Below are 19995 nucleotides of genomic sequence, written 5' to 3' on the forward strand. Positions count from 1 at the left end.
TCACGCCGCCGCCTCCACCAGGCCCACGGCCTCGTCCAGTCCCGCCGCGACGGACGGGGCCGTCCCGCGTTCCGGCGCGCAGGCGGCGCGCAGCGCCTGGGCCAAGTCATGACCCGCGACGGCGAGTTGGTCGGCCACCACGAACACGCCCGCGTCCGGCATGATCCGCGCCTCCCGCCCCGGCTCCTCCAGCCGCTGCGCCCGTACGGACAATTCCCTGGCCAGCGCGAGCCCTTCGGCGGCGGCCCCGCGCTGGAGCCTGCTCTGCGGGGCGGCGCGCAGCCGGTCGGCGAATCGGTCCACGGCGGCCATCAGGGGCGTTGTATCGAGCACTCCGCGACCCTACGCGCCCTTCCGGCACTGTTGCCAACGGGCGAACACTCAGGCACGGTGACATGAAGGAGCACTCGCGCAATGCGTCCGGAGGCGCCGAATGTCCCAAGTCTTCTCCGAAGAGACCCACCAGAACCTGCTCTCCCGAATCCCCCACTGCACCGGTCGTGAAGTCTCCGACTGGCTCCGCGCCGTAGACGACGGCCCCGCTCTCTTCCGCTTCGAGGAGAAGGTGAGCTGGCTTCGGAGTGAACACAATCTCGCCTACGGCCACGCGAAAGCGATCATCCACGAGTACGACCTGAGGCGCGCCGCCCGGCGACTGCTCTAGCCCTCCCCCGGCCGGCCGCGGCCGTCGGACATGCGCAAGGGCCCGCCCGGCGTCTCGCCGGACGGGCCCTGCGCATGGTGCCCCGCGGTGACTAGTCGTCGCCGCTGAGGATGGAGACCAGCCGCAGCATCTCCAGGTAGATCCACACCAGGGTCATGGTGAGGCCGAAGGCCGCCATCCAGGACTCCTCGCGCGGAGCGCCGTAGGCGACGCCGTCCTCGACCTGCTTGAAGTCCAGGGCGAGGAAGAACGCGCCGAGCAGCACGCCGACGACACCGAAGAGGATGCCCATGCCGCCGCTGCGGAAGCCGAGGCCGTCGCCGCCGCCGAACACCATGAACAGCAGGTTCACGGAGGTCAGGACCAGGAAGCTGATCGTGGCGATCATCAGGTAGCGCGTGAAGCGCTGGGTGACGCGGATGATCCGGGTCTTGTACAGGACGAGCATGGTGACGAAGACCGCCATCGTGCCCAGGACCGCCTGCATCGCCGCGCCCTCGGCCACGTACGTGTTCACGTAGTTGCTGATCGCGCCGAGGAAGATGCCCTCGAAGGCGGCGTACGCCAGGATCAGGGCGGGGACGGGCTTGCGCTTGAAGGACTGCACCAGCCCGAGCACCATCGCCACAAGAGCGGCGCCGATGGCCAGACCCATGTTGAGGTCCATCACCCAGGCGACGGTGGCGCCGGCGATCACGAGGCCGAGCGTCATGCCCGTCCGCGCGACGACGTCGTCCATCGTCATGACGTTGCCGCGTACGGGCGCCTGCGGGGCGCCGTACTGGGTGTCCTGCTGGGCGTAAGGGTTGGTCGCGTACGGGTTCGCGGGGGCGCCCTGGGCGTACGGGTTGCCCTGCGCCGTACCGACGGCGGGGCCCCCGGCCTGCGGTGCCGCGGTGAAGCCCGCGGTGCCGTTGTCGCGGCTGAAGCCCCGTCGCGAGAAGACCGGGTTGCTGCTCCTCATCTCACTCCTCCATGGCCACCCTGCGTGGCCTTGACACAAGAGTAATGGGAAAGCAAAAGGAACACCCTACGGCCAGGGGAGGATCTTTCTGAGACCGTGACGTGCCCGGAGCCGGACTCGAACCGGCACGCCCCGAGGGGCAGCGAGGTTTAAGCTCGCCGTGTCTGCATTCCACCATCCGGGCAAGGTGCGCGGCTCCGCAATTCGCGGGTCAGAGCCTATCCGGACGCTTCCCCCGAACAGCGGAACACCCGGCCGATGTTGTCTTATTTTATTGACGCCTGAGGGTGTGTCAGCGTGCGTAATGGGCTGTCGGCACATGCCGGGGGCGGTGGACGGGGACGGACGGCTGCCTGCGGGAAAGGCGCAAACTCGACTGCGCGCGGCCGCCGCGGGCCCCGGGGCGCCCCGGGGCCGGCCTCAGGGACGGCGTCATACCAAAGGAGGACGGGTGTGTCCGGCGATGCGACTCAAGAGGGCCACCCGAACGGGCACGAGGGCTGATCCGCGGGCGCCCGCCGGACGGGACGATGAAGGGGTCCCTTTACACGTCCCCGACAGGAGTGCCCTCTCGTGACCACCACCCCCACCGCCACCGCCCACCGCACGACGGCGGTGGCCGCACGCGCCACGGAGCTTTCCAAGGTCTACGGGCAGGGCGAGACCCAGGTCGTCGCCCTGGACCGGGTGAGCGTGGACTTCCGCCAGGGCGAGTTCACCGCGATCATGGGCCCGTCCGGTTCCGGCAAGTCGACGCTCATGCACTGCGTGGCGGGTCTGGACTCCTTCAGCTCGGGGTCCGTACGGATCGGCGAGACCGAGCTGGGCACCCTGAAGGACAAGCAGCTCACGCAGCTGCGCCGGGACAAGATCGGCTTCATCTTCCAGGCGTTCAACCTGCTGCCGACGCTGACCGCCGCCGAGAACATCACGCTGCCGATGGACATCGCGGGCCGCAAGCCCGACCCGGAGTGGCTGAAGACGGTCATCGACATGGTCGGCCTGTCCGACCGGCTCAGCCACCGCCCCGCGCAGCTCTCCGGCGGCCAGCAGCAGCGGGTCGCCGTGGCCCGCGCCCTGGCGAGCAGGCCGGAGATCATGTTCGGTGACGAGCCGACCGGAAACCTGGACTCGCGCTCGGGCGCCGAGGTCCTCGGCTTCCTGCGGAACTCGGTGCGCGAGCTCGGCCAGACCGTCGTCATGGTGACGCACGACCCGTCGGCCGCCTCGTACGCGGACCGTGTGATCTTCCTGGCCGACGGCCGGATCGTCGACGAGATGCTGAGCCCGACGGCGGACGGCGTCCTCGACCGGATGAAGGAGTTCGACTCCAAGGGCCGCACCAGCTGACCCACGAGCGCTCGCTTCCACCCGGCCGCCCCCACCCCAGGACTGACAGAAACATGCTCCGTACCGCCCTGCGCAATGTGCTCGCGCACAAGGCCAGGCTGCTGATGACCGTGCTCGCCGTAATGCTCGGCGTGGCCTTCGTGTCCGGCACCCTGGTCTTCACCGACACCCTCTCCAACGCCTACAGCAACCAGTCCGCGAAGAGCTACAAGGACGTCGCCGTCGCGGTCACCACGTACCCCGACCTCGAGAACGGCAAGAAGGACCAGGGCATAGACGCCCGGACCCTGAAGAAGATCCAGGGCCTGGACGGCGTCGCCTCCGCCACCGGCCGGGTCTCCGGCTTCGCCGGGGTCGCCGACCCCGACGGCAAGCTGATCGGCAACGGCTGGTCCAACACCGGCGCGAACTTCGAGCCGGGCGCGAACGGCGAGGACCCGGCGTACGACTTCACCGACGGCTCCGGCCCCGCGAAGGCCGGCGAGATCGCCCTCGACCGGGCCACCGCCGACAAGGGCGAGTACCGCACGGGTGACACCGTGCGCGTCGCGACCAACGGCCCGGTGAAGGAGTACACCCTCTCCGGTGTCTTCACCACCGAGGACGGCCAGGTCAACGCCGGCGGCTCGCTGGTGCTCTTCGACACCGCCGTCGCCCAGAAGCTCTACCTCACGCCCGGCCACTTCAAGGACGTCACGGTCGCCGCCGCCTCCGGCACCTCCGAGCAGAAGCTGCTCGACGCGGTGAAGCCGCTGCTGCCGAAGGAGGCCGAGGCGCAGACCGGCAAGGAGCTCGCCGACGACCAGGCGGAGATGATCGAGGAAAGCCTGAGCGCCCTGAACCAGGTGCTGCTCGCCTTCGCCGCGATCGCGCTCTTCGTCGGCGTCTTCCTGATCTCCAACACCTTCACGATGCTGGTCGCCCAGCGCACCAAGGAACTGGCGCTGATGCGCGCGGTCGGCGCCTCGCGCCGCCAGGTCAAGCGTTCCGTGCTGCTCGAAGCCATGCTGGTCGGCGCGATCGCCTCGGTGGTCGGCTTCGCCCTCGGACTCGGTCTCGCGACCGGGCTGCGCTCCGCGATGTCCATGTTCGGCGCGAAGATGCCGGCCGGTCCGCTGATCGTCTCGCCCACCGCGATCGGCGCCGCCTTCGCGGTCGGCGTCCTGGTCACCATGCTCGCCGCCTGGCTGCCCGCCCGCCGGGCCGCGAAGATCCCGCCGGTGGCGGCGATGAGCAGCGTGCACGCTGTGGCGACCACCAAGTCGCTCGTCGTACGCAACTCCATCGGCGGTTTCATCACGCTGCTGGGCGCGGCCGGCATCCTCGCCGGCGCGGCGGCCGGCAAGGACGGCCGGATGCTCATCGGGGCCGGCGCGTTCTTCGCGCTGATCGGCATCATCGTGCTGATCCCGCTGCTGTCCCGCCCGGTCATCGCGCTCGTACGGCCGCTGATCGGCAAGCTCTTCGGGGTGTCCGGCACGCTCGCCGGCCAGAACGCGGTCCGCAACCCGCGGCGCACCGGAGCCACCGCGTCGGCGCTGGCCATCGGCCTCACCCTGGTCACCGGGCTGTCCGTGCTGGGTGTCACGATGGGCCGGGCCGTGGACAAGATGACCACGGACAACATCAAGGCCGACTACATGTTCACGATGGCCGGCGGCGGTCCGCTGGACACGTCGGCGCTCACCGCGCTGGAGAAGGCGCCGGGCGTGTCCGCGGTGTCCCCGCAGGCGGCGGCCGACTTCGAGCTGAAGGGCGAGTGGGCCGCGGCCTCCGGTGTCACGCCGGGCGACATCGAGCGGCTCATCAACGTCACGCCGGTCGCCGGCTCGCTGGACTCGCTCGCCGAGGGCGCGATCGCGGTCGACGACAAGACGGCGAAGAGCCGCGGCTTCACGGTCGGCGACAGCGTGCCCGTGGAGTGGGCCGACGGCAAGAAGGGGAAGCTGACGGTCGGCGCGACGTACAAGGGCAACGAGTTCCTCTCGCCGGTCCTCATCGACCAGAAGACCGTCGTCGAGCACCAGACCAAGCCGTACATCCGCGAGATCTGGGTGAAGACGGACGGCGGCGCGAGCGAGGCGAACGAGAAGGCGCTCGTGGACGCGCTCGGGCAGAACCCGGCGATCAGCGTGATGGACCAGCAGGACATCCGCAACCAGTTCGGCGGCATGATCAACACGATGCTGAACATCATGTACGGCCTGCTGGGCATGGCCCTGCTGATCGCGGTGCTCGGTGTCATCAACACCCTGGCGATGTCCGTCTTCGAGCGTCAGCAGGAGATCGGCATGCTGCGCGCGATCGGTCTCGACCGCCGCAGGGTCAAGACCATGATCCGGCTGGAGGCCGTGGTCATCTCGCTCTTCGGCGCGGTGATCGGCGTCGGCCTCGGTACGTTCCTGGGCTGGGCCATCGGCCAGACGGTCCGTGACCAGGTGCCGGGTTACGCCCTGGTCCTGCCCTGGGACCGGATCGGCGTCTTCCTGCTGCTGGCGGCGGTCGTCGGCGTGCTGGCGGCGATGTGGCCGGCCCGCAGCGCGGCGAAGCTGAACATGCTCGACGCCATCAAGGCCGAGTAGGGGTACGCCGCGGGGCGAGCACGGAGTGAAGGGCCGGTCCACGGGGGCCGGCCCTTCACCGTGCCCGGGCGGGCGGGGCCCGTTACGGGGCCGCCGGGTTCCAGGTCCGGGCCCGCAGCGGCATCCCCGACGTACCGTCCTTGCCGGGCCGTACGGCGAGGACCTGGTTGACGCCGATCTTGTTGCGCTCGAAGGAGAGCGCGGAGGCGGCCATGTAGAGCCGCCAGACGCGGGCCCTGCCCAGGGAGGTCGCCCGTACCGCCCCGGACCAGTTGTCCTCCAGGTTCGCGACCCACCGGCGCAGCGTCAGGGCGTAGTGCTCGCGGATCGACTCGACGTCGCGGACCTCGAAGCCCGCGTCCTCCAGCGTCCCCACGGTGCGGCCGAGCGGCGCGAGCTCGCCGTCGGGGAAGACGTACGCGTCGATGAACTCGTCCACCTGGTACGCCGCTTCGTTCGGCTCGGGGCGACGCGCGATCTGGTGGTTGAGCAGCCGCCCGCCCGGCTTCAGCAGGGCGAACAGGTCGTGGGCGTACTGCCGGTACTGGACCGAGCCGACGTGTTCGGCCATGCCGATCGACGAAATGGCGTCGTACGGGCCGTCGCTGACGTCCCGGTAGTCCTGCACCCGGATCTCGACGAGGTCGGCCAGGCCCTCGTCGGCGACGCGCTTGCGGGCGTACGCGGCCTGCTCCTTGGACAGCGTGACGCCGGTGACCCGGGCGCCGTACTCGCGCGCCGCGTGGATCGCCATGGAGCCCCAGCCGCAGCCCACGTCCAGCAGCCGGGTCCCGTCCCGGAGGCCGAGCTTGCGGCTGATCAGGTCCAGCTTGGCGTGCTGGGCCTCTTCGAGGGTGGTCCCCCCGCCGCCGTCGCCGAAGTACGCGCACGAGTAGACCATCGAGGGTCCGAGCACCAGCCCGTAGAAGTCGTTGCCCACGTCGTAGTGGTGGCTGATCGCCTCCTTGTCGCGCCGCTTGGTGTGCAGCGGCCCGCTGCGGCGTCTGACCTCCTCGGCCGGCGGGGGCGGCGGGGGCCAGGGCCCGGCGAGGCCGATCAGCTCGCGGGCGCCGGCGCGCAGGCGCGGGTCGCGCACCGCCTGGAGGGCGTGGACGACGGACTTCGTCCCGGCCCCGCGGTCCCAGAGGAGCCCGGCGATGCGGTCGAGGGCCTCGTACAGGTCGCCCTCGATGTCGAGCTCGCCCGCCACCCACGCGCGGGCCAGGCCGAGTTCGCCCGGCTTCCACAGCAGGCGGCGCAGGGCGCGGCGGCTTCGGACGACGAGGACGGGCGCGTCGGCGGGTCCGGCCTCGCTGCCGTCCCAGGCGCGTACGCGGACCGGTAGGGGGGTTCCGAGAAGTTCCTCGGCGAGCGTGGTCAGCCGCAGGGCGGCGTCGGCCATGGTGCACACCTCCGTGACAGTGTTGCCCGGATCACTGAGCGTTCACCCCAGATAACACCTGCGGACACCCTGTGGCATTCCCCGTGCGGCCGGTCCGTCGCGCGTACGCCGAAGGGGCCGCCCGCACCACGGATGGCGGGCGGCCCCTTCGGGCTGCGCGTTGTGCGTACTGCCCGGCGTCTACGGCCGGCGGAGCGGCGTCAGGACGCCTTGGCCTTCTCGTTGCCGGCGGGCGCGCCCGTCGTGGCGGCGGGGGCCGGGGCGGGCTTGGCGGCCTCGTAGAACTCCTCGCGCGGAGTCTCCATGGCGCCGAGCGAGACGACCTCGCGCTTGAGGAACATCGCGAGGGTCCAGTCGGCGACGACGCGGATCTTGCGGTTCCAGGTGGGCACGGCCAGACCGTGGTAGCCACGGTGCATGTACCAGGCGAGACGGCCCTTGAGCTTGATCTTCATCTTGCCCATGACGATCATCGCGACGCCCTTGTGCAGGCCGAGGCCGGCGACCGCGCCCTTGTTGGCGTGGCTGTACTCCTTCTGCGGGAAGCCCCGCATGCCGGAGACCACGTTGTCGCCGAGGACCTTGGCCTGGCGCAGCGCGTGCTGGGCGTTCGGCGGGCACCAGGCGTTCTCGACGCCGGCCTTGCGGGCGGCGACGTCCGGGACCTGGGCGTTGTCGCCCGCGGCCCAGATGTAGTCCGTGCCCTGCACCTGGAGCGTCGTCTGGGTGTCCACGTGGCCGCGGGGGCCGAGCGGCAGGCCGTAGCGGGCCAGCGCCGGGTTCGGCTTCACGCCGGCGGTCCACACGATGGTGTTGGAGTCGACCTCGAGGCCGTTGTTCAGCACCACGTGGCCGTCGACGCAGGAGTCCATGCCGGTCTTGAGGTAGACCTCGATGCCGCGGGCCTCGAGGTGCTCCTTGCCCCACTTGCCGAGCTCGGGCCCGACCTCGGGGAGGATCTTGTCGGCCACGTCGACGAGCAGGAAGCGCATGTCCTCGCGCTTGACGCTGGTGTAGTACTTGGCCGCGTCGCGGGCCATGTCCTCCACCTCGCCGATGGTCTCGGCGCCGGCGAAGCCGCCACCCACGAAGACGAAGGTCAGCGCCTTGCGGCGGACGTTCTCGTCGGTCGTGGAGTCGGCCTTGTCCAGCTGTTCCAGGACGTGGTTGCGAAGGCCGATGGCCTCCTCCACGCCCTTCATGCCGATGCCCTGCTCGGCCAGGCCGGGGATCGGGAAGGTGCGGGAAACCGCGCCGAGGGCGACGACCAGGTAGTCGAAGGGCAGCTCGTACGCCTCGCCGACGAGCGGCGCGACGGTGGCGACCTTGCGGTCCTGATCGATGGTCGTGACCCGACCGGTGAGCACCTCGGCCTTGGGCAGGACGCGTCGCAGGGGTACGACGACGTGCCTCGGCGAGATGCTGCCGGCGGCAGCTTCGGGGAGGAAGGGCTGGTACGTCATGTACGAGCGCGGGTCGACGACCGTGACGGTCGCTTCCGCGTAGCGCATCTTCTTGAGAATGCGCCGTGCTGCGTACAGGCCTACGTACCCACCGCCTACTACGAGGATCCTGGGACGCTCCGTGGTGCTCATGCCATCGAGTATCCACCCCTCGGACGGGGGTGGCTCGTGAGCCCCTTCACAAGCACTTCGGGCACCTCTGCTACACTCCGCCGCCCACGTGATCCAGGTCATGGCACGGCGGGGGAACCACGGTGTACGGCGGGACGTTGGAAACCCCCCGTGAGCTGGTCGCATGCCACGTTCCGGGGGCCGAACCACCGGTCGGCCCAGGGGCCGGTTCACCCGGACGAGACGCCGCCGAAGCCGTCCGAAATGCGGGCAGCCCCCCGGAGTTGAGCCTCCAGAGGGCCTTTGGTCCCTGATTCGCAGGCCCAGAGGCCCCAATTCCTTGTGAAGAACTTCACGAAGTTCTTCCGTCAGGCGGTGGACCAGGCGATCCCGTCGAGGATGTCGTGCTCGCTGACCACCACTTCCCGGGCCCCGGTGCGCTCCATGATCTCCAGCAGGACGAGTGCTCCGGCGCCGATCACGTCGACCCGGCCCGGGTGCATGACCGGGATCGCGGCCCGCTCGTCGTGCGTCGCGGCCAGCAGCTCGCCGGTGATCTCCCTGACCCGCTCGTACGGGACGCGGGAGTGGTGGATGGCCGCCGAGTCGTACTCCTTCAGGCCCAGCGCGATCGCGGCCACGGTCGTCACCGACCCCGCGAGCCCGACGAGGGTGTGCGCCTCGCGCAGCGGCACGGTCTCCTCGGCGAGGTCGAGCGCGGCCCGGATGTCGGCCTGTATGGCGGCGATCCGGTCGGGGGCGGGCGGGTCCGAGACGACGCCGTCGCGCACCAGGTGGCGCTCGGTCATCCGTACGCAGCCGATGTCGACGGAACGGGCGGCCCGTACCCCGTCGTCGCCGACGACGAACTCCGTGGAGCCGCCGCCGATGTCCACGACCAGGTAGGGCCCGGTGAGGTCCGCGCGGCCCGTCAGCTCCTTGGTGGCGCCGGTGAAGGAGAACTCGGCCTCCTGGTCACCGGTGATCACCTCCGGCTCCACGCCCAGGATGTCGAGGACGCCCCGTACGAAGTCGTCGCGGTTCTCCGCGTCGCGGGAGGCGGAGGTGGCGACGAACCGGGTCCGCCGGGCGCCGTGCGTCTTGATGACCTCGGCGTACTCGCGGCACGCCGCGAAGGTGCGCTCCAGCGCCTCGGGGGCGAGCCGACCCGTGCGGTCGACGTCCTGGCCGAGCCGCACGATCCGCATCCGGCGGTCGATCTCGACGAGCTCGCCGGTCGCCAGGTCGGTGTCGGCGACCAGGAGGCGGATGGAGTTGGTGCCGCAGTCGATCGCGGCGACCCGGGTGCTCGTCACTTGCCGTCCTCCTGACCGCTGTCGTCCCCGCCGCACGGCGTCACGCACGGCCCCTTCGCCCACCACTCGGGGAGCAGCGCGAGCGCCTCGTCGCCGAACGGGTTGACGCCGGGCCCGGCCGCCAGCGCGTGGCCGACCAGGACGTGCAGGCACTTCACGCGGTCCGGCATGCCGCCCGCGCTCGGGAAGCCCTGGAGCACCTCGATGGTGTCGCGGCGCCGGATGTAGTCCTCGTGGGCGGCGCGGTAGGCGGCGGCCAGCTCGGGGTCCTCGGAGAGCCGGTCCTGCATCTCCTTCATCAGACCGGAGCCCTCCAGGGTGCCGATCGCACCGGCCGCGCGGGGGCAGGTGAGGTAGTACAGCGTCGGGAACGGCGTGCCGTCCTCCAGGCGCGGGGCCGTCTCGACCACGTCCGGCTGTCCGCAGGGGCAGCGGTGCGCGATGGCGCGCAGTCCGCGCGGAGGGCGGCCCAACTGGAGCTTGAACGCGTCGATGTCCGCGTCGGTGGGCTCGGTGCGCGGGGTGGTCGGGGGTGCGGCGTCCATCGTTGCGTTCGTGCCTTCGTGTTCGGTGGTGACTGGTGATTACTGCTGGGCTGCGCGGTCGGCCTTGTCGACGCCGTCCCAGAGGTTGCTGTACCAGGGGCGGTCGGCGCCTCCCTGGTCCTCGCGGCGCTGGTCGCGGGCGTGCGGGTCGATGACGGTGAACCCCGTCTCGCCGGGCCGTACGAGATGCAGGTGCTCGCGGGCCAGACGCTCGACGTACGCGTCGTCCTTGAGCCGGGCCTTCTCGTCGCGCAGTTCCTCGACCCGCCGGCCGGCCTCGCGCATCTTGCGCTGCTGGTCGGCGATCTCGCCGCGCTGCGACACGTACTGCCGCATCGGGTAGGCGAGCGCCACGACCAGCGAGCACACGACCAGGACGAGCAGCGCGGCCCGGCCGGTGAGCCGGGAGCGGCGGGCCTGACGGCGCGTCTGCGAGCGGTAGACACGGGCGGCGGTCTGCTCGCCGAGCAGCCGGATCCTGGTGGTGGTGGAGAACCGGTCCCGGTTCTTCCCGGCCATGTCTCTCCCGTCTCCCCTGTACGCGCGTACGTCCCCGCACACGGTACGGGACCGGGTGCGGGGACGTAGGGAGGCTGAGGCTTTCAGCCCTTTTGCCGTGCTCAGCTTTTGCCGTGCTCAGCGCTTGCCGTGCTCAGCCTGTGCTGTGCTCAGCCCTTGAAGCGGGGGAACGCGCTGCGGCCCGCGTACACGGCCGCGTCGTCGAGGATCTCCTCGATGCGCAGGAGCTGGTTGTACTTGGCGACGCGCTCGGAGCGGGCCGGGGCGCCGGTCTTGATCTGGCCGCAGTTGGTGGCGACGGCGAGGTCGGCGATGGTGACGTCCTCGGTCTCACCGGAGCGGTGCGACATCATGCACTTGAAGCCGCTGCGCTGCGCCAGCTCGACGGCGTCCAGGGTCTCGGTCAGCGAACCGATCTGGTTGACCTTGACGAGAAGGGCGTTGGCCGACTTCTCCTCGATGCCGCGGGCCAGACGCTCGGGGTTGGTGACGAAGAGGTCGTCACCGACGAGCTGCACCTTGTCGCCGAGGCGCTCGGTGACGGTGTTCCAGCCGGCCCAGTCGTCCTCGAACAGCGGGTCCTCGATGGAGACGAGCGGGTACGCCGCGACGAGCTCCTCGTAGTACTCCGTCATCTCGGCGGCCGAGCGGGACTTGCCCTCGAACTCGTACACGCCGTCCTTGTAGAACTCGGACGCGGCGACGTCGAGCGCGAGCGCGATCTGCTCACCCGGGACGTAACCGGCCTGCTTGATGGCCTCGAGGATGAGGTCGAGCGCGGCGCGGTTGGAGTCCAGGTTGGGCGCGAAGCCGCCCTCGTCGCCGAGGCCGGTGGACAGGCCCTTGGACTTCAGGACGGACTTGAGGGTGTGGTAGACCTCCGTGCCCCAGCGCAGGGCCTCGGAGAACGACTCGGCGCCGATCGGCGCGATCATGAACTCCTGGATGTCGACGTTGGAGTCGGCGTGCGACCCACCGTTGAGGATGTTCATCATCGGAACGGGCAGCAGGTGCGCGTTCGGGCCGCCGAGGTAGCGGAAGAGCGGCAGGTCGGACGCCTCGGAGGCGGCGTGCGCGACGGCGAGGGAGACGCCGAGGATGGCGTTGGCGCCGAGGGACGCCTTGTTCTCGGTGGCGTCCAGGTCGAACATGGCCTGGTCGATCAGGCGCTGCTCGGTGGCGTCGTAACCGACGAGCTCCGGGCCGATCTGCTCGATGACGGCGAGGACGGCCTTCTCGACACCCTTGCCCTGGTAGCGGTTCGGGTCACCGTCGCGAAGCTCGATGGCCTCGAACGCTCCGGTGGAGGCACCGGACGGAACGGCAGCACGACCCGTGCTGCCGTCGTCGAGGCCGACCTCCACCTCGACCGTGGGATTGCCTCGGGAGTCCAGGATTTCCCGGGCTACGACGACGTCGATGGACGGCACGAGCATCTCCTTCTGGGATGTGACGCTAGGGGTGCAGGGTCACTTTCGCCTTGCGGCAAGAGCCTAACCGGCTCGGGGGCGTCGATCGGCCGTTCGCCCGCCCGCTGGGACGAGAAGAGTCCCGAATACCCGCAATTGGGGACGAAACTCTTGGACGACTTGGCGGACCGGCGCGGCCTACTGGGCAGTAACGGCAAAACCCCGGCCCGGCGCGTACGGGGGAGAACGCGCCGGGCCGGGGTGCTCACGGTGTGACCCCGGGTCAGCTCAGGTGGAGCTGCTGGCCCGTGTAGATGACATCGGCGTCGTCGACGATGTCCTTGTTCAGCTCGAACAGCTTCTCCCAGCCGCCCTTGACCTTCTTCGCCTCGGCGATCTTGCCGAGAGTGTCGCCGGACTTCACCTTGTACTCGCCGTCACCCTTCTTGAAGGACTTCGGCGCGGCGGGCTGCTCGGCCTTGGGGGCGGTACGGACCTCGCTGCGCGAGGCGGGCTGCTCGGCGGCGCGCGGGGCGGCCTGCTCCTGCTTCGGCGCGGGCGCGGCCTGCTGGGAGGAACCGGAGGTGTCGACACCCGGGTCGACGCCGTCGTTGGTCAGGCCGCCGGCTCCGGCGCAGGCCCAGGCGCCCGGGCCCTGCATGTCGAGGAGCTTCTCGGCGGTGGCGATCTGCTGCGCCTTGGACGCCTTGTCGGCGGTCGGGGCGTACTGCGTGCCACCGGCCGCGGCCCAGCTGGAGGCGGAGAACTGCAGGCCGCCGTAGTAGCCGTTGCCGGTGTTGATGGACCAGTTGCCGCCGGACTCGCACTGGGCGACAGCGTCCCAGGTCGCGACGGAGGCGGCGGAGGCGGAGGTCGCGCCCATCAGCGGTACGGCGACAGCGGCGCCGGTGATACCGGCGAGCGTGGCGATACGAGTGGCCTTGGACGGGCGACGGTGCTTGGCCTTGCCGGAAAACAGCATGCGACATCTCCTCACCGACGCCTACGAGGTGAGCTGTCGGGTTCGGGCCAAGTGAGTGCCCGGCGCGCGACCTGCGTCGCGCGGCTTAACCCCAAGCCGTTCCCGTCGCGTCTTTCGACGTCCGGGCCCGGCGCCTACCTGGGTCCCCCGCTCCTGCCTACGGCGCTTTACGCGTCGGTTCCCCCCGACCGACGGCAGGATTCGGCGTGACGGTCGACGGGGCCCGCGGTGGCGAGCGGTCCGACCGTAAACACATGAGCCCGTGATGTTCAAAAAGGCTCATCAGGGAGATATCGCCCTTCCCGCCCCTCCCCCGACCCCTGTCTGCGCAGGTCAGAGGCGGCGGGGCGGGATCGTCCGGGCCGCGTACGTGAGTTGAGGCAAAGAGACCCTTGTCTCACTTGCTCCAATACGGACATAGCGGCCCGAACTACCCCCCGAAATCAGCCCAGATCGAGGCTCTGGCCAGGAAGGATGAGGTCCGGGTCGGACCCGACGGTCTCCTCGTTCCCGGCGTAGAGGGCCGTCCAGCCGCCGCGTACGTCGTGGGCGTCGGCGATGGCGGTGAGGCTGTCGCCGGTGCGGACGGTGTAGGTGCCGTCGGCGCGCTCGGCGCCCTCGGCCTCGGCGGCGTCACGTGCCGGTCCGTCACCTCGCGAGGCATGGCGGCCCGATTCGCGCTCAATGCCCGCTTCGTCGGATACGGCCGTGTCGTCCTCGCGGGCCTTCTCGCCCCGGTGCTTGCCCTTCGGGGCGGCTTCCTCGCCCCCCTCTTCCTTAGCGGCCCGCTCACCGGCGGACGGCGTCGCGAGGTCCTCGGAGTCGCCGTCCGGCGTCCCGCTCCCGCCCCGGGAGGCCGACCGGTCGGCCTTGACGGACCCGGACACGGCCCCGTCCTTGCCGGATTCGGCGGGCTTGTCCGCCGTGGCGCCGGCCGACGGCTCGGCGGACTCCGGGGCGTCGGGGCTCTCGGACTTCGCCGCGGCCGGCGCGTCCTTCTGCGAACCGGCGGCCGATCCGTCGGCCGACGTGTCGTCGTCACCCTCCGTCAGGCCCGAGATGAGCGCGCAGCTGGGCCAGGCGGCGGGCCCCTGTGCGGCGAGGACCTTCTCGGCCACCTGGATCTGCTGGGAGCGGCTCGCGAGGTCGGCGCGCGGCGCGTAGGCCGTACCGCCGAACTTCTGCCAGGTCTCCGGAGAGAACTGCAGCCCGCCGTAGTAGCCGTTGCCGAGGTCGGCGCTCCACATGCCGCCGCTCTCACAGTCGGCCACCCGGTCCCAGGTCGTGGCGTCGGCGGCGGCCGCGCCGCTCGCGCCGAGCAGCGGGATGGCGATGGCCGATCCGGTGACTCCTGCCGCGACGACGAGAGCCGGAGCCTGACGGGGGCGGCGGTGTCTACCGTTCCCGGAGCGCATGCGGTTGCCTTTCGAGTGACGGCTGAGGTTGACGGTGAACGTAGCGGTACTCGAACGTTTGTTACAAGTCGATGCAGCGCAGATCACGTGAAGGTCTCGAAGTGACGCAGCGTCACTTCGTTTCGGCGGCGAACTCCACGGGAAGGGTGCGCAACCCACGCATAATGAGGCCGCCGCGCCACCGCAAATCGTCGGGATCTCCCGCGAGTCGTACGTCGGGAAGACGCCGCAGCAGCGTCGCGATGGCCGTCTGCCCTTCGAGCCGGGCCAGCGGGGCGCCCAGGCAGTAATGGATGCCGTGGCCGTAGCCCAGGTGCTGGTTGTCGCGGCGCGCGAGGTCGAGCGTGTCCGGGTCGCCGAAGCGCTCGGGGTCGCGGTCGGCGGCGGCCAGCACGACGAGCACGGGGTCCCCGGCCGCGATGTCCCGGCCGCCGAGCGTCAGCGGCTCGGTGGCGTACCGCCACGTCGCGAGCTCCACCGGCCCGTCGTAGCGCAGCAGTTCCTCGACACCCGTCGCGAGCAGCCGCTCGTCGCCCCGGGCGAGCGCGCGCTGGAGGCGCTCGCGCTGCTCCGGGTGGCGCAGGAGCGCGTACATGCCGTTGCCGATGAGGTTGACCGTCGTCTCGAAGCCGGCGAACAGGAGGATGAAGGCCATCGCGGCGGCCTCGTTCTCGGTGAGGTGCTCGCCGTGGTCACTGGCGCGGATCAGCCCGGAGATCAGGTCGTCGCCCGGCGCCTCCCTTTTGCGGTGGATGAGTTCGGCGAGGTAGGCGCGCATCTTCTTGACCGAGCGCGCGACTCCGCCCCGCGGCCCGCCGCCGTGGCGGATCATCATGCCCGCCCAGTCGCGGAAGTCGTCCTGGTCCTCACGGGGGACGCCGAGCAGGTCGCAGATCGCGTAGATGGGCAGGGGGAAGGCGAAATCGTGGATGAGGTCCGCGCTCCCCTGCGCCGCGAACCTGTCGATGAGCCCGTCCGTCAGCTCCCGTACGCGCGGCGCGAACTCGGCCACCGTGCGCGGCGTGAACGCCTTCGACACCAGACGCCGCAAACGCGTGTGGTCCGGCGGGTCGATGTTCAGCAGGTGCGTCATCAGCTCGGCCTTGCGCTCGCCCGGAATGCCCGTCCGGCCCTTGGCGTGCGCGGAGCCGGCGTGGTGGGCCGGGTTCTTGGAGAGCCGCTGGTCGGCGAGCGCCTGCCGCGCGTCGGCGTACCGCGTCACCAGCCACGCCTCGACCCCGCTGGGCAGCACCGTCCGGTGCACGGGCGAGTGCTCCCGCAGCCAGGCGTACGCCGGGTAGGGATCGGTCGCGAACTCCCAGGTGAAGAGCTCGGGCATGGGGGTGGCAGGCGGCTGGTCGGGCATGTCCCGACAGTATCGGCCGCCGTCGGCGCGGCACGCCCTCGGCCGCCGTCGGCGGGGACGGCGCGCGGTGCGCCGGCGCGGGCTACCCGGGGTGGCCCTCCGCCGCGCGGATCGCGTCGCGGTAGGTGCGGGCCGCGGCGCGCAGGGCGGCTTCGGGGTCCACACCGGCCTGCTCCGCCCGTACCGCCATGGCCAGCAGTTCGTAGCCGATGCCCTCGCCAGAGGGGAGGGGGACCTCCAGGTGCGCGTTGCGCGCGCGGGAGGAGAGCTTCGCGGCGAGGGCGAGGCCCGGCTGGCCGAGCGGCACGCCGTCGGTCGCCGACTCGCGCTGCTTCTCGATCGCCTTCGTGCGCAGCCAGTGCTCCTTGACCTCTTCCGGGGTCTCGGCGGTGTCGTCGCCGAAGACGTGCGGGTGGCGGTGGATGAGCTTCTCCACGATCGTGCCGGCGACGTCGTCGATCGAGAAGGGCTCCTCGCCGTCCTCCGGGCGGCCCTCCTGGGCGATGCGCGCGTGGAAGACGACTTGCAGGAGGACGTCGCCGAGCTCTTCGCGCAGCTCCTCGCGGTCACCGTCCTCGATGGCCTCGACGAGTTCGTACGCCTCCTCGATGCCGTACTTCGCGAGCCCCTTGTGGGTCTGCTGCGAGGACCACGGGCATTCGAGGCGGATGCGGTCCATGACCTGGACGAGGTCGAGCAGGCGCGCGCCGGGCAGGTCGTACGAGCCGGGCAGCAGCTCCAGGTCGGGCATCTGGACCCGGCCCGAGCCGGCCAGCCTGGCGAGGCCGTCGGTCAGGGCCTGGTCGCCCTCGCCGGACGGGATGACCACCACCGTGCGGTCGCCCTCGCACGCGTCGACCAGCTCGCGGGCGGTCGGGGCCGCGTGCTCGACGGCGACGCCCGCCTCCCGGAGGTACGGCAGCTGCGGGTGCCCCGCGTCGGCGCACAGCACGCGGTCGGCGGCGCGCAGCGTCTGCCACGCGGGCCACGACAGGAGCCCCGGCGCGACGCGGTGGCTCGCGGTGAGGAGGACGATGCGGCCGGGGGCGGCCGGTGCGGGTGCGGATGCTTCGCTGGTCACACGTCGAACGTACCTCGCCGGTACGACACCCCGCGGCGGAGCCCTAGGCGCCCGCCTCGGCGGGGGCCTCCTCCTCCTTCGTCACCTGGGTGATCCACGGCGTCCGGTAGTCGCCGAGCTGCATCTTCTCGTCGTTCCAGGTGCCGTAGCGCGGGTTCACGTCGATGTCGAGCGCCTTGGACGCCTCGACGAACGCCGCGTTCACCTTCTGCTGGCCCTCGGGGGTGTTCGTGGCGCCGATCTTCTCGGCGAGCTTGCCGACCAGTACGTCCCTGCGCAGGGCGTCCTCGATCTGGTCCGGGGCGACGCCGCGCTGCTGGAGGTACATCGCGGCGAGCTGCTCCTCACCGCCGGCCTGCTCGGCGGCGTCGGCCCGCGCCCGCTGGACGTCCTTGCGGCTCGCGCTCACCCCGGCGTCGTCCGCCGCGCGCTCCACGATCCGGTCCACGATCATGTCGTAGAGCTTGGCGCGGCCGAGCTGACCGGTCGAGCCGATGAGCCGGGCGGCCTGCGGCGAGGTCTGCTGGGCCTGGCGCACGTCCTTGACCTGCGTCTGGAGGGCGGCGACCTCGATGCGGCCGCCGCCGACGACAGCAGCGGCTCCTGGATGCGCCTCGTTGCCGCACGCGGCCAGGAGCGGCGCCGCGATCAGAAGCGCGGTGGAGACGGAGAGCGCGGTGCGACGGCGGCGGTGCAAAGGGTGCCTCCCGGCGGTGATCGTGCGGCATGGCAACGAAAGTGCGACGAACGACCTTGCGGTGATCGATGTTAGGCAGTCGGAGTGGTCCGGGCCACTGATTCGCCCAACGATTCGCGCGTCTTCGTGGATGCGCTGTCCGCGGCGGCCTCGGCATCCGGGGCCCGGCCGCCGAGCATGATCATGCGGGAGACGACGAAGGTCACCGGGATCGCGGCCGCCGCGGCGACCAGCGGGGCGTACGCGCTGTCGAGCCGCAGCACGTCCACGAGCAGGTAGACGCCACTGGTCGTGATGACGAGGTTCGCCGCGTTGGTCAGGGGGAAGAGCAGGAACTTCCGCCAGGTGGGACGCGTGTTGTAGGTGAAGCGGCAGGTGAGGAAGAAGGAGCCGACCATGCTGACGGCGAAGGCCAGGACGTGCGCGGCGACGTACGGCAGCCAGGGCAGCAGCAGCAGGTAGCAGGCGTAGTACGTCCCCGTGTTCATCACGCCCACCGCGGCGAACCTGATCAGCTGGCGACGGATCATCGGCGTACGAGCTCCCGGCCGGGCCGCCGCGAAGGCGCTTCTGGCGTCGCCGCTTCCACGTTCGTCGCCTTCACCAGGAAGTGCGGCCGGCGTTTCACCTCGTAATAGATGCGGCCCACGTATTCGCCCACGACACCGATCATCAGCATCTGCACGCCGGCGAGTGCGGTCACCGCGACGAGCAGCGTCACGAATCCGGGGGTTTCCACACCGTTCACGAGGGCGACACCGACGATCCACGTCGAATAGGCCATGGCGACGGCGACCAGCAGCAGACCGAGATAGAGCGCGGCGCGCAGCGGCTTGTCGTTGAAGGAGATGAGGCCGTCGAGTCCGTAGTTGAGCAGCTTGGAGAAAGTCCACTTCGAGCGGCCGTCCTCGCGCACCGCGTTCTCGTACTCGAAGGTGACGGTGCTGAATCCGACCCAGGCGAAAAGGCCCTTGGAGAAGCGGTTGTACTCGGTGAGTTCCAATAACGCGTCGACGCTGCGGCGCGAGAGCATGCGGAAGTCGCCGACCCCGTCGACGAGTTCGACGTCGACCAGGCGGTTGATGAGCCGGTAGTACGCACGGGCGGTAAGCGTACGCGTGACCCGGTCGCCCTTCCGGGTGCGGCGGGCGACGACCTGGTCGAAGCCCTGCTCGTGCAGCGCCACCATGCGGCGCACCAGTGCGGGCGGGTGCTGGAGGTCGGCGTCCATGATGACGACGGCGTCGCCGGAGGCGTGGCGCAGGCCGGCCAGCATCGCCGCCTCCTTGCCGAAGTTGCGGCTGAAGGAGACGTAACGCGTGCGGGGGTCGGATTCCGCGATCTCCTGAAGGATCGCGAGCGTGCGGTCCTTGCTTCCGTCGTCGACGTAGACCAGTTCGACGGGGTGGCCGAGGCTGCCGAGTTCCTCCGTCACGTGCGCGTGGAAGCGGCGAATGATCTCCTCTTCGTTGAAACACGGGACGACAATCGAGATGAGCACGGCTCTCCCTCGTCGGGCGCACTGGTGAGGCAGTTGAGCAAAGGACAGCCGCCCGATATGGCGGAGGCCGATTCTCCACATGAAGTGTCGGCCACCAACAGGTGAACTCGCTGCGCTTTGTATGCCTTTGGGCGGCTCCGGGGTCATGGAGATCTCTTTTTCTGGCACATGCTGGCTTATTCGGTATCGGGCGCAGGAGAAGGATCACCATGTCGATTACGGAAGCGGCCCGAGGCCGTGCGGCGGCGCTGGCGGCGTTCGTCACGGTCGTCCCGGTGTGCGCCGGTGACGCGATCGCCCGCTCCTTTCCCTTCGGTCCGCGCACGCGCGCCGTCAACGACCTCGGCAACCAGTTCGTGCCGCACCACGTCCGTCTGTGGGACCTGCTGCACGGCCGTGCGGACGGCGGGGTGCTGGTCAACTGGCAGTCCGGCTACGGCACGAGCTTCCTGCCCGACGTGGGCACGTACCTCAGCAGCCCGTTCGCCCTGCTCGTCGGCCTCTTCCCCCGGGACGGCATCGACCTGGCCGTGTACGTGATCACCGTGCTGAAGATGGCCGTCGCGGCGGCCGCGATGTCCGTGCTGCTGCTCGCCCTGCGGCGCGCGGGCGGGGGCGGGCCCTGGTG

General features: G+C 70.5%; 19 protein-coding genes, 1 tRNA gene and 1 riboswitch. Of the genes, 4 read left to right on the top strand and 16 right to left on the bottom strand.

Annotated features, from left to right (window positions below; genetic code table 11):
- Window positions 1-333, bottom strand: coding sequence for a hypothetical protein (locus tag E2E34_RS16095; RefSeq protein WP_208765260.1), 333 nt, complete (start codon window positions 331-333; stop codon window positions 1-3).
- Window positions 334-433: 100 nt separating this feature from the next.
- Here E2E34_RS16095 and E2E34_RS16100 point away from each other — a divergent pair, with 100 nt between their 5' ends.
- Entirely contained in the window at window positions 434-664 is a 231-nt protein-coding gene (locus tag E2E34_RS16100) for a DUF4287 domain-containing protein (RefSeq protein WP_138899329.1), read from the top strand.
- A 91-nt stretch (window positions 665-755) separates the two neighbouring features.
- Here the strand turns inward: E2E34_RS16100 and E2E34_RS16105 are convergent, their stop codons facing one another.
- Window positions 756-1628, bottom strand: a complete 873-nt coding sequence (locus E2E34_RS16105) for a Bax inhibitor-1/YccA family protein (protein WP_138902596.1) — start codon at window positions 1626-1628, stop codon at window positions 756-758.
- A gap of 102 nt (window positions 1629-1730) precedes the next feature.
- A tRNA-Leu gene (locus tag E2E34_RS16110) sits at window positions 1731-1812 on the bottom strand.
- Between the two features lie 389 nt (window positions 1813-2201).
- Between E2E34_RS16110 and E2E34_RS16115 the strand changes: the two genes are divergently transcribed.
- Window positions 2202-2978, top strand: a complete 777-nt coding sequence (locus E2E34_RS16115; protein ID WP_138902597.1) for an ABC transporter ATP-binding protein — start codon at window positions 2202-2204, stop codon at window positions 2976-2978.
- 53 nt (window positions 2979-3031) lie between these two features.
- Window positions 3032-5560, top strand: a complete 2529-nt coding sequence (locus E2E34_RS16120) for an ABC transporter permease (RefSeq protein WP_138902598.1) — start codon at window positions 3032-3034, stop codon at window positions 5558-5560.
- An 82-nt stretch (window positions 5561-5642) separates the two neighbouring features.
- Here E2E34_RS16120 and E2E34_RS16125 read toward each other — a convergent pair whose 3' ends face one another.
- From E2E34_RS16125 to E2E34_RS16185, 13 genes are all read right to left on the bottom strand, one after another.
- Complete coding sequence (locus E2E34_RS16125) at window positions 5643-6962, bottom strand: class I SAM-dependent methyltransferase (RefSeq protein WP_138902599.1); 1320 nt, start codon at window positions 6960-6962, stop codon at window positions 5643-5645.
- Between the two features lie 200 nt (window positions 6963-7162).
- The gene (locus E2E34_RS16130) at window positions 7163-8557 is read right to left on the bottom strand and encodes an NAD(P)/FAD-dependent oxidoreductase (protein ID WP_138902600.1); all 1395 of its coding nucleotides are present in this window, start codon (window positions 8555-8557) and stop codon (window positions 7163-7165) included.
- Between the two features lie 347 nt (window positions 8558-8904).
- On the bottom strand, window positions 8905-9852 hold the full coding sequence (locus tag E2E34_RS16135; RefSeq protein WP_138902601.1) for a Ppx/GppA phosphatase family protein: 948 nt from the start codon (window positions 9850-9852) through the stop codon (window positions 8905-8907).
- Window positions 9849-10397, bottom strand: a complete 549-nt coding sequence (locus E2E34_RS16140; RefSeq protein ID WP_138902602.1) for a DUF501 domain-containing protein — start codon at window positions 10395-10397, stop codon at window positions 9849-9851. The genes E2E34_RS16135 and E2E34_RS16140 overlap by 4 nt, the downstream gene beginning before the upstream one ends.
- Before the next feature lie 39 nt (window positions 10398-10436).
- Window positions 10437-10916 (bottom strand): FtsB family cell division protein, encoded by a 480-nt coding sequence (locus E2E34_RS16145; protein WP_138902603.1) that lies wholly within the window; start codon window positions 10914-10916, stop codon window positions 10437-10439.
- Window positions 10917-11065: 149 nt separating this feature from the next.
- Window positions 11066-12352, bottom strand: a complete 1287-nt coding sequence (gene eno, locus E2E34_RS16150) for a phosphopyruvate hydratase (protein ID WP_138902604.1) — start codon at window positions 12350-12352, stop codon at window positions 11066-11068.
- A gap of 256 nt (window positions 12353-12608) precedes the next feature.
- The gene (locus E2E34_RS16155) at window positions 12609-13307 is read right to left on the bottom strand and encodes a transglycosylase family protein (RefSeq protein WP_138902605.1); all 699 of its coding nucleotides are present in this window, start codon (window positions 13305-13307) and stop codon (window positions 12609-12611) included.
- Between the two features lie 3 nt (window positions 13308-13310).
- A riboswitch (cyclic di-AMP (ydaO/yuaA leader) is annotated at window positions 13311-13482 on the bottom strand.
- A gap of 268 nt (window positions 13483-13750) precedes the next feature.
- Window positions 13751-14722, bottom strand: a complete 972-nt coding sequence (locus E2E34_RS16160; RefSeq protein WP_138902606.1) for a LysM peptidoglycan-binding domain-containing protein — start codon at window positions 14720-14722, stop codon at window positions 13751-13753.
- A 112-nt stretch (window positions 14723-14834) separates the two neighbouring features.
- Entirely contained in the window at window positions 14835-16088 is a 1254-nt protein-coding gene (locus tag E2E34_RS16165; protein WP_138902607.1) for a cytochrome P450 family protein, read from the bottom strand.
- Between the two features lie 82 nt (window positions 16089-16170).
- A complete protein-coding gene (locus E2E34_RS16170) occupies window positions 16171-17169 on the bottom strand; it encodes a nucleoside triphosphate pyrophosphohydrolase (protein WP_138902608.1) in 999 nt (332 codons plus the stop codon).
- A gap of 43 nt (window positions 17170-17212) precedes the next feature.
- Window positions 17213-17866, bottom strand: coding sequence for a SurA N-terminal domain-containing protein (locus E2E34_RS16175; protein ID WP_138902609.1), 654 nt, complete (start codon window positions 17864-17866; stop codon window positions 17213-17215).
- Window positions 17867-17937: 71 nt separating this feature from the next.
- Window positions 17938-18396, bottom strand: coding sequence for a GtrA family protein (locus E2E34_RS16180; protein ID WP_138902610.1), 459 nt, complete (start codon window positions 18394-18396; stop codon window positions 17938-17940).
- Window positions 18393-19367, bottom strand: a complete 975-nt coding sequence (locus tag E2E34_RS16185; RefSeq protein ID WP_138902611.1) for a glycosyltransferase family 2 protein — start codon at window positions 19365-19367, stop codon at window positions 18393-18395. Before E2E34_RS16185 ends, E2E34_RS16180 begins: the two co-directional genes overlap by 4 nt.
- Before the next feature lie 209 nt (window positions 19368-19576).
- Between E2E34_RS16185 and E2E34_RS16190 the strand changes: the two genes are divergently transcribed.
- The coding region (locus tag E2E34_RS16190; protein ID WP_138902612.1) for a YfhO family protein at window positions 19577-19995 on the top strand (419 nt) is incomplete at its 3' end.

The organism is Streptomyces albidochromogenes (genome assembly GCF_005981925.1).
In the GTDB taxonomy this organism is placed as follows: Bacteria; Actinomycetota; Actinomycetes; order Streptomycetales; family Streptomycetaceae; genus Streptomyces; species Streptomyces albidochromogenes.

What these genes read in the sequence shown, in the direction of transcription:
- E2E34_RS16160 (WP_138902606.1), bottom strand. Translation starts at nt 14,722, where the DNA reads ATGCGCTCCGGGAACGGTAGACACCGCCGCCCCCGTCAGGCTCCGGCT.
- E2E34_RS16105 (WP_138902596.1), bottom strand. Translation starts at nt 1,628, where the DNA reads ATGAGGAGCAGCAACCCGGTCTTCTCGCGACGGGGCTTCAGCCGCGAC.
- E2E34_RS16155 (WP_138902605.1), bottom strand. Translation starts at nt 13,307, where the DNA reads ATGCTGTTTTCCGGCAAGGCCAAGCACCGTCGCCCGTCCAAGGCCACT.
- eno (WP_138902604.1), bottom strand. Translation starts at nt 12,352, where the DNA reads ATGCTCGTGCCGTCCATCGACGTCGTCGTAGCCCGGGAAATCCTGGAC.
- E2E34_RS16180 (WP_138902610.1), bottom strand. Translation starts at nt 18,396, where the DNA reads ATGATCCGTCGCCAGCTGATCAGGTTCGCCGCGGTGGGCGTGATGAAC.
- E2E34_RS16165 (WP_138902607.1), bottom strand. Translation starts at nt 16,088, where the DNA reads ATGCCCGACCAGCCGCCTGCCACCCCCATGCCCGAGCTCTTCACCTGG.
- E2E34_RS16145 (WP_138902603.1), bottom strand. Translation starts at nt 10,916, where the DNA reads ATGGCCGGGAAGAACCGGGACCGGTTCTCCACCACCACCAGGATCCGG.
- E2E34_RS16120 (WP_138902598.1), top strand. Translation starts at nt 3,032, where the DNA reads ATGCTCCGTACCGCCCTGCGCAATGTGCTCGCGCACAAGGCCAGGCTG.
- E2E34_RS16140 (WP_138902602.1), bottom strand. Translation starts at nt 10,397, where the DNA reads ATGGACGCCGCACCCCCGACCACCCCGCGCACCGAGCCCACCGACGCG.
- E2E34_RS16130 (WP_138902600.1), bottom strand. Translation starts at nt 8,557, where the DNA reads ATGAGCACCACGGAGCGTCCCAGGATCCTCGTAGTAGGCGGTGGGTAC.
- E2E34_RS16100 (WP_138899329.1), top strand. Translation starts at nt 434, where the DNA reads ATGTCCCAAGTCTTCTCCGAAGAGACCCACCAGAACCTGCTCTCCCGA.
- E2E34_RS16125 (WP_138902599.1), bottom strand. Translation starts at nt 6,962, where the DNA reads ATGGCCGACGCCGCCCTGCGGCTGACCACGCTCGCCGAGGAACTTCTC.